At 54.7% G+C, this 14989-nt stretch carries 11 protein-coding genes and 1 other RNA gene; 4 read left to right on the top strand and 8 right to left on the bottom strand.

The features are described from left to right. Positions 1-122: 122 nt before the first annotated feature. An RNA gene (gene rnpB, locus EV681_RS16295) (RNase P RNA component class A) lies at positions 123-505 on the bottom strand. A 136-nt stretch (positions 506-641) separates the two neighbouring features. Here rnpB and EV681_RS16290 point away from each other — a divergent pair. Continuing rightward, positions 642-2462, top strand: a complete 1821-nt coding sequence (locus EV681_RS16290) for an ATP-binding cassette domain-containing protein (RefSeq protein ID WP_130304658.1) — start codon at positions 642-644, stop codon at positions 2460-2462. Here the strand turns inward: EV681_RS16290 and EV681_RS16285 are convergent, their stop codons facing one another. After that, a complete protein-coding gene (locus EV681_RS16285) occupies positions 2463-3143 on the bottom strand; it encodes an O-methyltransferase (RefSeq protein WP_130304657.1) in 681 nt (226 codons plus the stop codon). A 290-nt stretch (positions 3144-3433) separates the two neighbouring features. Then, entirely contained in the window at positions 3434-4495 is a 1062-nt protein-coding gene (gene pyrC / locus EV681_RS16280; protein ID WP_130304656.1) for a dihydroorotase, read from the bottom strand. A gap of 482 nt (positions 4496-4977) precedes the next feature. On the opposite strand from pyrC, the gene EV681_RS16275 reads away from it, so the two are divergent. Then, entirely contained in the window at positions 4978-5253 is a 276-nt protein-coding gene (locus tag EV681_RS16275) for an SWIB/MDM2 domain-containing protein (RefSeq protein ID WP_128395076.1), read from the top strand. A gap of 287 nt (positions 5254-5540) precedes the next feature. Here the strand turns inward: EV681_RS16275 and EV681_RS16270 are convergent, their stop codons facing one another. Then, complete coding sequence (locus EV681_RS16270; RefSeq protein ID WP_128395077.1) at positions 5541-5855, bottom strand: DsrE family protein; 315 nt, start codon at positions 5853-5855, stop codon at positions 5541-5543. A gap of 290 nt (positions 5856-6145) precedes the next feature. Here EV681_RS16270 and EV681_RS16265 point away from each other — a divergent pair, with 290 nt between their 5' ends. Next, the gene (locus tag EV681_RS16265; protein ID WP_242612295.1) at positions 6146-8347 is read left to right on the top strand and encodes a TonB-dependent receptor; all 2202 of its coding nucleotides are present in this window, start codon (positions 6146-6148) and stop codon (positions 8345-8347) included. A gap of 207 nt (positions 8348-8554) precedes the next feature. Here the strand turns inward: EV681_RS16265 and EV681_RS16260 are convergent, their stop codons facing one another. The 4 genes from EV681_RS16260 to hpsN all read right to left on the bottom strand — a co-directional run bounded on the left by EV681_RS16260 (position 8555) and on the right by hpsN (position 13160). Continuing rightward, positions 8555-9559 (bottom strand): galactitol-1-phosphate 5-dehydrogenase, encoded by a 1005-nt coding sequence (locus tag EV681_RS16260; RefSeq protein ID WP_130304655.1) that lies wholly within the window; start codon positions 9557-9559, stop codon positions 8555-8557. A gap of 52 nt (positions 9560-9611) precedes the next feature. Beyond that, positions 9612-10979 carry an MFS transporter gene (locus tag EV681_RS16255; RefSeq protein ID WP_128395079.1) on the bottom strand — a complete coding sequence of 456 codons (1368 nt, stop codon included), beginning with the start codon at positions 10977-10979 and terminating at the stop codon, positions 9612-9614. Between the two features lie 79 nt (positions 10980-11058). Then, positions 11059-11826 carry an SDR family NAD(P)-dependent oxidoreductase gene (locus EV681_RS16250; protein ID WP_130304654.1) on the bottom strand — a complete coding sequence of 256 codons (768 nt, stop codon included), beginning with the start codon at positions 11824-11826 and terminating at the stop codon, positions 11059-11061. Positions 11827-11846: 20 nt separating this feature from the next. Further along, positions 11847-13160 carry a sulfopropanediol 3-dehydrogenase gene (gene hpsN / locus EV681_RS16245; RefSeq protein ID WP_130304653.1) on the bottom strand — a complete coding sequence of 438 codons (1314 nt, stop codon included), beginning with the start codon at positions 13158-13160 and terminating at the stop codon, positions 11847-11849. A 241-nt stretch (positions 13161-13401) separates the two neighbouring features. On the opposite strand from hpsN, the gene EV681_RS16240 reads away from it, so the two are divergent. Further along, positions 13402-14436, top strand: a complete 1035-nt coding sequence (locus tag EV681_RS16240) for a LacI family DNA-binding transcriptional regulator (RefSeq protein ID WP_128395081.1) — start codon at positions 13402-13404, stop codon at positions 14434-14436. Positions 14437-14989 lie beyond the last annotated feature (553 nt).

The raw sequence follows: 14989 nt of genomic DNA, 5'->3' as shown, positions 1-14989 counted from the left end.
GCGAAATTTTTGTTTATAAAAATCAGGGAGTTAAAATTAATTACAGGAAAATGTCAGAAACAGTCGCTAATTTCGGAATAATTATTAGCATTTATTAACATTAGCGACATGTGAGAAAAAGAAGACAGGAAAGGTCTGTAAGCCGGATTCTGTAAACCGGTTTCCCGGTTGGCAATCATTCCTCTGGCAACCTTATTACTAAGGCACTCAAGCCATCTACCCGCATGCTTGGACGAGCCGCCCTTCGTGACGAATCACACGCATGCCTATTTGATGTTGCTCCGGATAGAGGTTACCGCGTTTCACCCTGACGCGCTGTCACCCTTCTCGGATGACGTCGTACGGAAGTCGCCGTATCAGTGCGGTTAAGCCCGCGCGCCAGTCTCGTCTCTGTGGCCCTATTCCTCGATGGCGCAAACCACCGGACGGCTGTTAGCCGCTATCCTGCCCTGCGGAGTCCGGACATTCCTCGATACTGAAGTACCGCGATTGCCCAACCTTCCCTGCGGCCACTATTGTAACCGTGATAATGCCTCACTAGCCAGCGATATCCACAAGTGGGCCCACGAATAATGCGACAATGTTGGTATTGTTCAATTTCAGCTCTCTCAGGCTTTCTCTTTCAGGTTCGCAGTTTCCCTATGGCAGCAAATACGCTCATCACGCTTCTGAACGCACAATTGGCCTTCGGCCATCACGCCCTGCTCGATCATGCCTCGCTCACCATTATCGAGGGCGATCGCATAGGCTTGATCGGCCGCAACGGCGCCGGCAAATCGTCGTTACTGCGCATCCTGGACGGCCGCTCCGACCCGGACGACGGGGAGGTATCTCGACTGGGGTCACTGCGCTCGATGACTGTCGAACAGGAACCCGAGCTTCCCGAAGAAAGTACGGTATACGATGCCATTGTTGGTGATTTTCTGAGCACAGAAGACTGGCAGCGTCCTACACGGGCAAACGCCATGATCGAAGACCTGGGTCTGAACCCAGACGCTAAAATCGCCGGCCTGTCTGGTGGCACGCGCAAGCGTATTGCCCTGGCGCGCGCCTTTGTCGAAGAGCCCGATCTCCTGTTGCTGGACGAGCCGACCAATCACCTGGACTTCCTGGGTATCGCCTGGCTTGAAAAACGCATCCTGCAAAACCGTGGGGCCTGCGTAGTCATCACCCACGATAGGCGCTTTCTGGATGCCGTCACTACACGCATTGTAGAACTGGACCGCGGAAAACTGCACAGCTACCCCGGCACATTCAGCCAGTGGCAAACCCACAAGGCCGAATGGCTGGCCGCTGAAAAAGTACAGAACGAACGATTCGACAAAGTCCTGGCACAGGAAGAAGTCTGGATACGCAAGGGCGTACAGGCCCGGCGGACCCGCAACGAAGGCCGGGTAAAGCGGCTGGAGCAGTTGCGGCGCGAGCGCACTGAAAGACGGGAGCGTGTAGGCAATGTGAACTTTGCCCTGGCCACAGGCGAGCGTTCGGGCAAGCTGGTTGCCGAATTGGAAAACGTCAACAAGGCTTTCGGCGACAAAACCGTCTTACGCGATTACTCCACGACCATCATGCGTGGCGACCGGATCGGCATTATTGGCCCCAACGGCGCTGGCAAAACCACGCTGCTCAAAATCATTCTGGGCAAACTTGCGCCAGACAGCGGCAACGTCAGACTGGGCACCAATCTGTCGGTGGCCTATTTCGACCAGATGCGCGAACAGCTGGACGACAGCGCCGCCCTCACCGACGTCATCAATCCAGGCAGCGAATGGGTGGAAATTGGCAACCAGCGCAAGCACGTCATGAGCTATCTGGGCGACTTTCTTTTCTCACCGGCCCGTGCCCGCTCGCCGGTATCCAGCCTGTCGGGCGGCGAACGCGCCCGGCTGCTGCTGGCGCGCCTTTTCGCCCGCCCAGCCAATATCCTCGTCATGGATGAACCCACCAACGACCTGGACATTGAAACGCTGGAATTGCTGGAGGAACTGCTGCAGGAGTTTTCCGGCACCGTATTGCTGGTCAGCCACGACCGCACATTCCTGAACAACGTGATTACCCAAACCATTGCCTGCGAAGGCAACGGCCAATGGCGCGATTATGTAGGTGGTTACGACGACTGGCTTGCCCAGCGGCCTGCATCCATACAAGAGCCAGAGGATAACGCAGGCACATCGATGTCAGCAAAGAACGCATCGGGCCAGACGCAGGCGAGCGCACGCAAGGATGGCAAATCCGGCCGTCTGAGCAACTGGGAACAACAGGAACTGGACCGCATTCCCAAGGAAATCGTTGCATTGGAAACGGAACAAAGCGAGCTGACCCAACATCTGTCAGAGCCCGACCTGTATGCCGATGGCCCGGAAAAAGCCGCCGGCATTCACGAGCGTTTGCTGGAAATTGAAGAAACGCTGCTGGCCAAGCTGGAGCGCTGGGAATTGCTCGAAAGCAAAAAAGGCGGCTGATCAGCCGTTGACGATGGCAATTGACAGGCCATCCCAGCCTTTGCTGCCCACGGTCTGAAAGGCCGTGGCCGACAGGCGTTCATTGCCGGCCATGTCATCAAAGAAACGACGCAAACCCTTGATATTGCTGCCGTCCGAATGGGCGTCCAGAATCTGCCCCTGACGCACCACGTTATCGGCCACGATAACCGTGCCTGGCGCCGATAGCTTTAGCGCCAATTCCAGATAGCGAGGATTGTTTTCCTTGTCTGCATCCATAAAGATGAAATCGAACGGCGCCGCGCCTTCATCAATGAGCGCCCGCATCAGATCGGCGGCCCGTCCCAGGCGGATCTCCACGCGGTCATCCACCGCGGCAATGCGCAGACTCTCTCGCGCCACTCTCACATAGTTTTCGTCAAAATCCAGCGTCAGCAGCCGGCCATCAGGCCCCATGCCCAGCGCCATCCAAACGGTACTGTAGGCGCCCAGCGTGCCCAGCTCCAGAATACGCTTTGCCCCCTTGATACGCACCAGCAGGTTCAGCAGCTTGCCCTGATTGGGCGCGACCTGAATCGCGGGTATGGCATGCGCCTCGCAATGGGCGAGCACCTTGGCAGGAATGGCATCGTCAGCCAGCAGCAGACTATTGAAATAATCATCGACCGCAACGTAACGCTCGGGAGTAATCTGAATTTTCATAGCATTAAGACTCTAATAACAAAAGTAGCCAGCAGCGATTGCCGGGCAGGACAGGTTAGGCCGGCGGGAGCAAGCCACGGGGAAATGCGCACAGGGCATCGAGATCGGTTGACTCAACCGCCAAGGCCGTCTTTGCCAGCGCCCGTCGAGTCACTGCGGCCAGATAACGACTGCAGCGCCGCACTCATCAGGGCCGGCACATGCCTGGATCCGCCTATATCCAGGCCTGCCCCATTCATACGAAGACCTCTGGCCTCCATACTGACGACCCAGACCATCAACCTGTCTGGTCAATCGGAAAATGACCAGCCCAGCGTCTCACCTGCCGCCAGCGGCACCAATTCAGTGGCGCCATAGGCAAGCGTAAAGGGAATCTCAAACGCCTTGCGTTCCAGCGTTACCGTGCCCGCATTGACAGGCAACCCGTAAAAGGCAGGCCCATTCAGACTGGCAAAGGCCTCCAGTTGATCCAGACGCCCGGCCTGTTCAAATGCCGTGGCGTACAACTCCAGCGCATGCAATGCCGTATAACAACCGGCACACCCACAGGCATGCTCCTTGAGCCCCCGGGCATGCGGTGCGCTATCGGTTCCCAGGAAAAAACGATCGCTGTCGCCCGTGGCCGCAGCCACCAGAGCCAGGCGGTGTGTTTCACGCTTCAATACCGGCAAACAATAATAGTGCGGCCGGATCCCACCGGTGAAAATGGCATTGCGGTTGTACAGCAAATGATGCGCCGTAATCGTGGCCGCGACCGGGCCCTCTGCCTGCGTCACATAATCGACGCCCTCTTTGGTCGTAATGTGCTCGAATACCACTTTCAGCGATGGATAGCGCTGACGCAGCGGGATCATTACCCGGTCGATAAATACCGCCTCACGATCGAACAGATCGACCGTCTGATCGGTGACCTCTCCGTGCACCAGCAATGGTACGCCGTGTTTTTCCATGGCTGCCAGCGCCTTGTCGCACTGATCCAGCAAATTGGTCACGCCGGCATCTGAATTGGTGGTGGCGCCGGCCGGATACAGTTTGACCGCGTGTACGAAATCAGAGGCGGCAGCCTGCGCAATGTCCTGCGCCGTCGTGCCCTCGGTCAGATATAACGTCATCAGGGGAGTAAAGGTAGCCGGATCGCGCCCGGCCTCTTGCAGGGCCGAGACAATACGATCACGATAAGCCCCCGCCTGCTCCACCGTCGTTACGGGTGGTCGCAGATTAGGCATGATAATGGCACGTCGGAACTGGCGCGCAGAATGCGCGACCACGGCTCGCAACGCCTCCTGGTCCCGCATATGCAAATGCCAGTCGTCTGGCTGAATAAGGGTGATGGCAGTATCTGTAATCAGCATAATGATGGATGTCCTTTTGATGACCAATACTATACAGAAAACCGAAGGGAAATTTCGTGCTGACGCATCCGTCGCATATAGAAGCAAAGACAGTCGCCTAATCGGGCTGCAGCATTTTGAGCAAACTTTGAGCAAGTGCGGCGCTTGCACCACCAGATACGAGCACCGCAGATCCAGCCGGCTGCCGCTGGCAGCAATGGTTTACACTGACCGGGGGCTGAACAAAACGCCGCAGCGCCCCGCACAAAGCGGCTTATGCACGACAATGCTAATAATTCTTAACAAATCGGCCATTTTCTAAAAAATCACAAAAATCGCGTAAAAGACATTCTATTTCATTCAATATCTTTTATTTTGCTTTCAAAAAACAATATCTGTAATTTTCGCCAATTTCGCATAAAAAAAAACTATGCAAGAGGCAAATTACACGTTATTCTCTCCCATGTACGAATATACACACGCCTTTATGGAGATTTACAAATATGGCAACAACTTCAGAAAAACCAGCCCGTAAGCCAAACGCAGCTTTCATGAAACCGCTGACTCCCAGCGCTGAGCTGGCTCAAGTAATCGGCAGTGATCCGTTACCTCGTACAGAAGTGACCAAGAAAATCTGGGAATACATCAAAAAACACGATCTGCAGGATCCAGCAAACCGTCGCAACATTAATGCCGACGCAAAACTGCGGCCCATTTTCGGTAAAGATCAGGTCAGCATGTTCGAAATGACAAAACTGGTCAGCACACACCTGAAATAATCAGCTGTTCATTGCCGGTTAAAAAAACGAATCCCGTGGGTTCGTTTTTTTTCGTCCTGCTTTGCCATTCCTATGACACATCAGCACATTAAACGGCCTGTTTTATAAGATTTTTATCGAACGGCAAACAGACCACGGCGCCCCGCGGAAAAAACGATCGCAGTCTGCATCTGCATCACCTGCTGCAGTCAACCACAAGTCCGAGCGTTGCCGGCGCCTCTGCCCTGCGTGCCGGGCCATATACAAAACAACGCGTCATGCGCGTGAGGGGCCCAGGTGCAATGGGATTACGCCCGAATGTATACCCATCCGTCCTGCTGCAGCCGAGCTAGCTCAACCATAGCGCCGTGCGGGAGTACCTGCAGCGGGTCTCTGTTCTGCCGATCTGCCCGCTTCAGGGTGTTGGGACATAACCAGGTAATGGCATCAAGCTGCTCCTGTGGCTCATCCAGGGCAGCAATCACCGCCTGGGCATTGAGTACAATTTTAACGCGCGCGCCCGGTTCCTCACGCAGCAGATTGCCTGCATTGCTGCGGGCACGCTGCAAAGCATCTGCGGTTGGCGCATGAAGCACCACTTTCAGAACAGCTTGATCAGTCATCACAATTCACTTTCAAAAAGACCATTATCCCACCGTTCAGCACCTGGTGCGAGTACCACACGTTTGCCCCCTGCTTCCCGCAATAGCCGGGGCAGTTGCCGAAACCGACTTCACCGGCGAGCACGCTGACATCATTTCAATATTTGAGCTGGCCAGCCTCAGAGGACGAATGACGTCCGCCGACATTCACATTCACAAATGCACAGACAACAAAAACGATAGGATTACTGATAATCATTATCATTATTGTTATATAATTTGCCCTTTCCAAATTAATTGAAGGCCCGTTCATGAGAACCATTCAGCCTGCGAGACTCGCTCCCGCCTGCGAAACCACGTCGCCGAACTCGCCCTCGCTCATGAACCGGCTTGTGATCAATACCCTTAGTCTTTCTGTACTGGGATTGCCGTTGGCCGCTTACGCTCAAAGCAGCGTTGTGCAATTGACCCCTATCATGGCAAGCGGCGCCGACGATGCGCTTCCCACTGCCTACGCCGGCGGCCAGGTCGCGCGCGGTGGCGGTCTGGGCGTGCTGGGTTCGTCTGATGTCATGGATACGCCCTTTAGCACCACCAATTACACATCGCAATTTCTGAATGACCAGCAAGCCCGTACCTTGGCTGACGTAGTCGTCAACGAAGCATCTGTACGCGTGATGACGTCAACGGGCAGTTTCAGCGAAGATTTCCAGATCCGTGGCTTCAACGTTGAAAGCGGCGATGTCGGCTTTAACGGACTATATGGCCTGGCCTCATCCAACCGCATGCCCACAGCCATGATGGAACGGGTTGAAGTTCTCAAAGGGCCGGGCACACTGATGTACGGCATCAGCCCCACTGGCAGCATTGGCGGAAACATCAATATCGTTACCAAGCGCGCCGAAGATGAACCGTTGACCCGCCTCACCACAACGTACGAAAGCAAATCAATTTTTGGCGCGCACCTGGATATGGGACGCCGCTTTGGCGATGACAAGCAATGGGGCATCCGCTTTAACGGCGTATACCGCAATGGCAAAACAAGTCTGGACGACGGTCGCCAGAAATTTGCCCTTGGCGCGCTGTCACTGGACTACCGCTCGGCCAAACTGCGGTGGTCCCTGGACACGTATGCACAACGTGAGAACGTTGACAACTTTCGTGCGCAGACCGGGTTCCATCCTGATACAGCAAACGTGCCATCAGCCCCTTCGGGCCATCGTGCCATCTATTCAGGTGCTGACCTGACGATTCGCGACTCGACCATCGCCTCACGATTGGAATACGATATCTCCGACCGACTCATGGTCTATGCGGCGGCAGGCTACCACTCCGGCGCCAGCGAACAGGATTTCCCTTCTGCGCGTGCGACCGATGCAGTGGACGATTTGGGTAATTTGCGGGTTATCAATTCGTGGTATGACGCCTACGCACGCAACAAAACGGCCGAGATCGGCGCGCGCGCAAAATTCAGTACATTTGGTGTGAACCACCTGGTCACCCTGTCCGGCTCTATTCTCAAAACAGAAGCGGGAAGCTTCTACTTGTCAGCGCCATTGAGTCAAAAGATCGACTCCAATATCTACGATCCGGTGCCGCTGATTCCAATGACCGGCGATCGCCAGTCGCCGAGCAAGAATTCGGAAACCCAGCTCTCCAGCATTTCCCTGACCGACACCCTGTCGTTTGCCAACGACCGCATCCTGGTTACCGGCGGCCTGCGCAGGCAACAGGTGAAGTCGGAAAATTTCAACCTCGCTGGCGCAGTCACCTCCTCGTACAATGAAAGCGCGGTATCACCGCTTTTCGGTATTGTTATACGCCCGCTGGACAACGTGTCGATATACGGTAACTTTACATCAGGCCTGAGCACGGGTAGCACGGCTCCCATCGATGCAGCCAATGCCGGCGAAGTGTTTGCACCTTATAAGTCCAAGCAGTACGAAGCCGGCGTCAAAGTCGACTGGGGTCGCGTCATGACCACGGTCTCGGTTTTCCAGGTAGATCGTCCAAACGCGATTACCGACCCGGACACCAATATCTACAGTTACGATGGCGAGCAGCGTAATCGCGGAGTGGAATTGTCGGCTGTCGGTGAAGTGACCGATGGTCTGCGCGTTATGGCCAGTGCCACTTTTTATAATGCCAAACTGCGTCGCACTGCAGGTGGCGTCAATCAGGGCAACCAGGCCAATGGTGTGCCCAAGCGCACGTTCAACCTGGCAGCTGATTGGGACTTGCCGTGGGTACCCGGCTTGAGCGTGGGCGGACGCGCCATTCACACCGCAGCAACACCCTATAATGCCGAAAACACCCTCACACTGCCATCGTGGACACGCTATGACCTGAGTGCACGTTATCGCACGACCTTCCAGGGCCGCCCGCTCACATTGCGTGCCAGCGTCGAAAACGTCTTTAACAAGAAATACTGGCTATCGAGCAGCTCACGGCTTACCGTCGCAACGGCCGCCGCGCCGCGCACCGTACTACTGTCGGCAGAAATGGAGTTCTAGAGGCAATCAACCCGATCAATTGAGCGTGCAATGACAACCGTCCAATGCATCACGCTGCGCTATTTAATGCCGTAATCGCCGCCGGCATTGAGCACACCGTCAATCACTGTCTATGGTGCATCGTACCGCAGTACCGTCGGCGTTATTTCGGATACGTAACGTCGCGGCTGCAGGTGCATCACGTACCACTAGCAGATCGCCTGCAAATCATTGCGGCAGCAATACTACTTTGCCCGAAGCAATGTTCCCCCGATCCAGTTCGGTAAATGCAGTCACACCCTCATCAAGGGAACGCGTCTCTACCCAGGAAAGGTCCCCAAAGGTTCCATTGTGCAAGGCATTGACGGTGGCGTACATGTCTGCCATCGTATAGGTATAGGTTCCCAGCAAGGTGATTTCTGCAAGGGTCAGCTTGCGCATATCAATTTCGCTGCTCCAGTCCTGCAAGCCGATATGCAATATCGTGCCGCCTGGTCGCACACTGTTGAGCGCCGTATTGCGTGTGGGTTTTGCCCCAACCGCATCCACAACCAGATCGTAGCAATCCTGCTCAGGCGTTGTCGCCATCGGGTCGATGGCCACGCACCCGGCATGTTGCTCGGCCGATGTCCGTCGCAATGCATTGGTTTCTGCCAGGTCCACCTGTTTGCAGCCATATGCGCGCAGTAAAATTGCCGTCAGCAGTCCGATTGCCCCGCCTCCTATCACCAGCACGCGGCCCTCCGGCAAAGGACGATGCATCTTTTCCATTGCCAAGTTCAATGCATGCAGCACCGTGGCAGCCGGTTCAGTCAAGGCCGCCACCACAGGCTTCATATCGGCAGGAACGGGGACCACCGATTTGCCAGGCACCGACATAAATTGCGCAAACGCACCGGCCCGCGACATTCCTACCATGCCACGATTACTGCATAAATTGTCTCTGCCCTGCAAGCAATATTGGCAAACCCCGCAGGTGATCAGCGGATTGACCGTCACCCTCTGGCCAACTTTGATTGCATCTGTTGCGCTTTCTGCCACGATGGCAGCCAGCTCATGCCCTAGAACCAGGCCCGGCTTGCGTCTGGGATCGTGTCCATGATAGGCGTGCATATCAGATCCGCAAATGCCTGCGGCTTCGATACGCAGGACCACTTCTCCCGCGTGCAATTCGGGCAGGGGACGCTCTTGTAGCGCCATTTGGTTGGGCGCGGTATAAACCAGTGCTTTCATTTGATAAAACTCCTTGTGTGCAGATCCGGCGCCTGCCGGATCCGGTACCGAATCAAGATATTGACGTTTGCGCGGCGCCTGCCGGTTCACGGCGTGCATATGTGACCTGATCCGGCACATGCCGGGCAATCCACCGAGTGCATGCGACACTAAGCAGACCGGCCGCCAGAACATACAGGCACAACAACCACGGATCGCCGCCATTGATATCGGTCAGCACGGTAGCAATAATGGGCGTAAGACCACCCGCCACAACGCCTGCCAGCTGATACACAAATGAAATCGCGGTATAGCGCACCTTCGCATCAAAGCATGATGAGAAAAATGACGACATGGTGCCAAACACCGCAGCATGAAATATGCCAAACGGAATAATAATGGCAAGCCAGACCAGATAGATGTTGTCGGAGAATGTCTGCATCACATAGAACGCAGGAAACGCTGACAGCGATGCAAACAGTGCGCCCAGTCCGTATACGCGAGCCTTACCGACGCGATCGGCAACCGCTCCCCAGAACGGAATAAAGCACGTCATCAATACTGCACTCATCATCACGCCCAGCAGTGCATGTGTACGCGGCAAATCCAGTTCACGCGTCAGATAGTTAAGTGAATAGACACCAAACACATTAAAGAATACGCCGTCGATCATGCGCGCGCCCATGCATGCCAGAATCATGCGAGGGTATCGGCGCAAGGTATCAACCAGTGGCAGCACAGGTTTTTCAGTGCTTTTTGCTGCAGTGGCCTTTTGTTTCATTGCTTCAAATTCAGGCGTCTCGGACACATGATTGCGTATATAACCACCGACCAGCGCCATCAGGCCGCTTAACAGAAAAGCAACGCGCCAGCCCCAGGATAGAAAAGCTTCGTTGCTCAGTTGCCATGACAACAACCCCACCACACCAGAGGCGAGCACCAACCCCAGCGACATGCCGGTCTGGGGAATGCTGCTGAAAAATCCACGTCGCGCTTGCGGGGCTGATTCGTAGGTCATCAATACCGCCCCGCCCCATTCACCGCCCAGGCCAATTCCCTGCACGATGCGAAAGAACAGCAATAGAATCGGCGCCCAGATACCGATCTGGGCATAGGTTGGAATAAAGCCAATCGCGACTGTGGCACCGCCCATTAACAGTAGCGTGAGCATCAGCATCTTCTTGCGACCAACCGTATCGCCGAAATGCCCGAATATGATGCCGCCCAGGGGCCTGGCAACGAATCCAAGCGCGAACGTTCCGTACGCCAGCATGGTGGATATAAACTCGTTTTCCCCGGGAAAATAAAGCTTGTCAAACACCAGTCCGGCTACCACACCGTACAGGAAAAAATCGTACCACTCGATAATCGACCCAAACAGGCTTGATATCGTCGCCCGGTGTAGATTAGTGCGGGCCTGTCCATGTTCTGAATTGTTCATGCTGTCTCTGCTCCATAGCGCTTTTATTCTGTTTTTATATATATTGAGGAACGGCAAAATTCTGCCGCAAGAATACTGCCTACTTCGCGGTGTAACCTCCGTCGACCATGATTACCTGCCCGGTGATATAGCTTGATGCCTGGCTGGCCAGAAACACGGCAACACCATGTAAATCTTCCAACTGACCATTGCGACCAATACACGTTTGCGCAGCATGATGCTGGCTCAGGCTTGTATCGCCAAATACCGGCGCGGTCAGCGCCGTTGGAAAAAAACCCGGCCCGATCGCATTGCAGGTAATGCCATGTGGCGACCACTCCTGGGCGATGGCACGCGTCAGTTGCCCCACGCCGCCTTTTGCCGCACCATACGGGGCGCTATGGGCAAACGCGCGGTAGGACTGCAACGACGCAATGTTGATGATGCGTCCCCAGCCATTTTTTTTCATCGCCGGTGCCAGCGCCTGGGTTAAGAAAAATGGCGCCGCCAGATGAAGCTCCATCTGCAGGCGCCAGGATTCGTGATCCACCTGCTCAAACGGCTGGCGCAGATTGACCCCCGCTGCATTGACCAGAATATCGATCGCCCCGGCGCTGCCAACTGCCTCACTGGCGCAAGCCTGCAGCGCCGAGTGATCAGCCAGATCACAGATGCAATAGCGCGCTTTTATGCCATCTTCAGCCAGTAGCGCCACCTGGTCGCGCAACGGCTGTTCGCGACGGGCCACCAATACCACCTGTGCGCCTGCCAGTCCCAGCCCTCTGGCAATGGCAGCACCAATGCCGGAGTTGCCTCCGGTCACCAGCGCTGTCCTGCCGGAAAGATCGAACAGTGCTCGATTTTTCATCATTGCCTCCTGTCCGTCGCCTATACGGTCACGGCCTGGCCGCAATCGAATGTTTCACCGGGGAAGTATTTTGCCAGACGATCGTCAGCGGTACGAGCATGGGCTTCCATTCCCTCCAGCCGGGATATACGCGCTGTCACCTGACCGATCTGCCTGACGGCATCTTTGGACATGCGCTGCCACGTAAGTGTTTTCATGAACTTATGAACAGACAGCCCGCCCGAGTATCGTGCCGCACCCTTGGTCGGCAACACATGATTGGGCCCGCTGCATTTGTCGCCAAAGGCCACGGTGGATTCTTCACCCAGGAACAGCGAACCGTAGCACGTCAGGCGCTCGAGCCACCAATCCAGATCATCGGCCTGGACTTCAAGATGTTCCGATGCATATCTATCGGAAACCTCTGCCACTTCCTCACGCGTATCACAGAGAATAATTTCACCATAATCACGCCACGCAGCGGTAGCCGCGTCGCGGGCAAGACCAGGAAGCTGTTCGATAAGTTGCGGTATACGCTGCGCCACTTTTTCCGCTAACGGGCGTGATGTCGTAAACAACCAGGCCGGTGATTCATGACCGTGCTCTGCTTGGCCCACCAGATCACTGGCGACAATTTCCGGATCAGCCGTTTCATCGGCAATCACTGCGACCTCTGAAGGGCCGGCGAATACATCGATACCAACCTGTCCAAAAAGGCTGCGCTTGGCCTCAGCAACAAATTTATTGCCCGGTCCCACTACTACATCTGCCGGGGTTCCCGTAAAGAGGCCGAAAGCCATGCTGGCGATCGCCTGCACGCCACCGAGCGTCATGATGGTGTCTGCTCCGGCAGTCCGAAACGCATACAACACGTATGGATGCATGGCACCGCCACGGAACGGGCTGGAGCAGGCAATAATATTTTTTACACCCGCCGCTTTAGCGGTGGCCACACCCATATAGGCAGATGCAATATGCGCATAGCGGCCGGCAGGTGCGTAACAGCCTACAACATTCACAGGCAACACCCGCTGACCGGCGGTGACGCCGCCCTCAAGTTGAACGAAAAACTCTTCAATAGAGTCGCGTTGTCTTACTGCAAAGTCATAAACCTGACGTACGGCAAACTCAATATCCTTTTTGATGGCTGTGGGAATATCCCGAGTGGCCTGGTTGATTTGTGCATCACTCATCACAATCTCTCCAGTCCATTTATCCAGCTTGCTCGCATACTCGCGCACCGCTACTTCCCCACGGGCGCGTATATCGGCCAGCATTTGGTCAACCACCGCCCTTGCAGCGCCTGTCTCGGTCTCTGGTGTCTTGTCTGCCTTCTTTAAGTATTCAATCGCCATTTTTCATCCTAAAATGTATTCGCTTTCATTAAAGAGAATACTTTAATTAATATAATGCATTGTATTTGTTGAATATTATCTATTGTCTCGAATAAGTTTTCGCGCTATTGATCTATATAATGTATGCGCTTACATTTTATTGTAGTGAAGGATTGCAAGTGCGTCAATGTATAAACAATAAATTTCTACCCGGCAGCGGCTTATAATACATTCTGTTTATGAACGAAGACAAAGGCCAGCCATGAAACACCGGGCGCGCATCGCTGACGTTGCATCCTTGGCAGGAGTGTCAGTTGCCACTGTATCCCGTACCCTATCGAATCCAGACTCAGTCAAGCCCGCTACCCGCGAACGGGTCCAGCGCGCCATTGATGAATTGAACTACTTTATGGATGGGTCGGCCCGCGCACTGGCCTCAGGCCATGGTCACACAGTTGGTATGGTCGTTCCCACTTTGGATAATTCGATATTTGCGCTGGCGGTCCAAGGCCTGCAAACGACGCTGGCAGCGCACGGCTACCAGCTACTCATCGCAGCTCATGAATATAATCTTGAAACCGAAGCACAGCAGGTCCGTGCCTTACTGGAAACGCGAATAGATGCGCTGGTGCTGGTTGGCACACATCACGCCGAAACAACATGGGATCTGGTGCGGCGCAGTCGGACCCCATTGCTGGTCGCTTGGGCCGCTCACGAAAGCTATCCTTCGGTGGCTTTCGATAATCGCCTTATTGGTCAATTGGCCGCCGAACATCTCATTGCGCTGGGGCACAGGCAATTTGGCATGATTTCGGGCTACACACGCCACAATGACCGGGCGCGACAACGTGCTGAAGGATTCATCGACACCTTGCGCCGCAACGACATTGCATTTGACAAACGCAATCTGATCGAACAGCCCTTTGGGTTTGCCGGTGGCCGCACTGGCTGGGCACGCCTGATGCAATTGCCCGTGCCTCCCACGGCCATTTTTTGCGGCAATGATGTACTCGCAATGGGATGCATGTTCGAAGCGCAGAAACACGGGGTTCAATTGCCCCGAGACCTTTCTATTGTAGGCTGCGATAATCTACCCATTGTGTCGCACCTGCCTCCAGGCTTGACCACGGTGCAATTGCCTACTTATGAACTGGGTATCGAATGTGCGCATTCGATACTGGAATGGATAGAAAAGGATGTACAGCCAGTGTCCGTGTGCCTGGATATCGAGCTGATTGTCCGCGGCACCACGAGTCATCCGCCAAAGATGCCTACCGCCATTTCTGCAAACAAATAAAAATCCGAATAAAGCCACAAACGGCCGCAAGCACATAGGTCGACAACCAATGGGTTGCCAGGCCGCTACCTCTATGAAAAAGCACATTGACATGGGTCGCACCCAGTGTGCCCGCTGGCCAGAATTCAAACACATGCTATGGCAAATGCAATAGTCTGCGAAACCACTGGGGCCCGGGCCAATGTATGCCGATCCGTGAAGCCGGCCGGTAAGTTTCGGTGGATAGGACTGATTGTTAAGCAAACCACGTCACACAAAACCCTCACACAAAATAAAGCCAAAGCAAATCATTAAGCAAAGCGGAGAACTACGTAGAGTGCACCGCTGAACGAATGCCCTGGAAGGCATCGTTCAGAAGTTGCAATCACGAACGCCATTGCTAGTGTAATTTTAGCCAAGGCGGCGCGTCAGGGAATGAAATATATTGAGAGATCGAGGCTAGGTGCACAGCTCAGGTGGTAAGCGTCCGGTAAACCCATCTTGAATATCAGCGACAGATCGTAGAGGATTGAATCTCCATCAGGTTCTTGGTGGAGTAATTCATCCCAGTAGG

The sequence above is a fragment of the Advenella incenata genome, assembly GCF_004217095.1.
GTDB lineage: Bacteria > Pseudomonadota > Gammaproteobacteria > Burkholderiales > Burkholderiaceae_B > Advenella > Advenella incenata.
The sequence above is the reverse complement of the archived record's forward strand: the minus strand, read 5'-3'. Positions and strand labels throughout refer to the sequence as shown.

Excerpts from the sequence above, each read along its gene's own strand:
- EV681_RS16250 (WP_130304654.1), bottom strand. The coding sequence starts at position 11,826 with ATGAAAAATCGAGCACTGTTCGATCTTTCCGGCAGGACAGCGCTGGTG.
- EV681_RS16290 (WP_130304658.1), top strand. The coding sequence starts at position 642 with ATGGCAGCAAATACGCTCATCACGCTTCTGAACGCACAATTGGCCTTC.
- EV681_RS16275 (WP_128395076.1), top strand. The coding sequence starts at position 4,978 with ATGGCAACAACTTCAGAAAAACCAGCCCGTAAGCCAAACGCAGCTTTC.
- EV681_RS16260 (WP_130304655.1), bottom strand. The coding sequence starts at position 9,559 with ATGAAAGCACTGGTTTATACCGCGCCCAACCAAATGGCGCTACAAGAG.
- EV681_RS16240 (WP_128395081.1), top strand. The coding sequence starts at position 13,402 with ATGAAACACCGGGCGCGCATCGCTGACGTTGCATCCTTGGCAGGAGTG.
- EV681_RS16285 (WP_130304657.1), bottom strand. The coding sequence starts at position 3,143 with ATGAAAATTCAGATTACTCCCGAGCGTTACGTTGCGGTCGATGATTAT.
- EV681_RS16265 (WP_242612295.1), top strand. The coding sequence starts at position 6,146 with ATGAGAACCATTCAGCCTGCGAGACTCGCTCCCGCCTGCGAAACCACG.
- EV681_RS16270 (WP_128395077.1), bottom strand. The coding sequence starts at position 5,855 with ATGACTGATCAAGCTGTTCTGAAAGTGGTGCTTCATGCGCCAACCGCA.
- EV681_RS16255 (WP_128395079.1), bottom strand. The coding sequence starts at position 10,979 with ATGAACAATTCAGAACATGGACAGGCCCGCACTAATCTACACCGGGCG.
- pyrC (WP_130304656.1), bottom strand. The coding sequence starts at position 4,495 with ATGCTGATTACAGATACTGCCATCACCCTTATTCAGCCAGACGACTGG.
- hpsN (WP_130304653.1), bottom strand. The coding sequence starts at position 13,160 with ATGGCGATTGAATACTTAAAGAAGGCAGACAAGACACCAGAGACCGAG.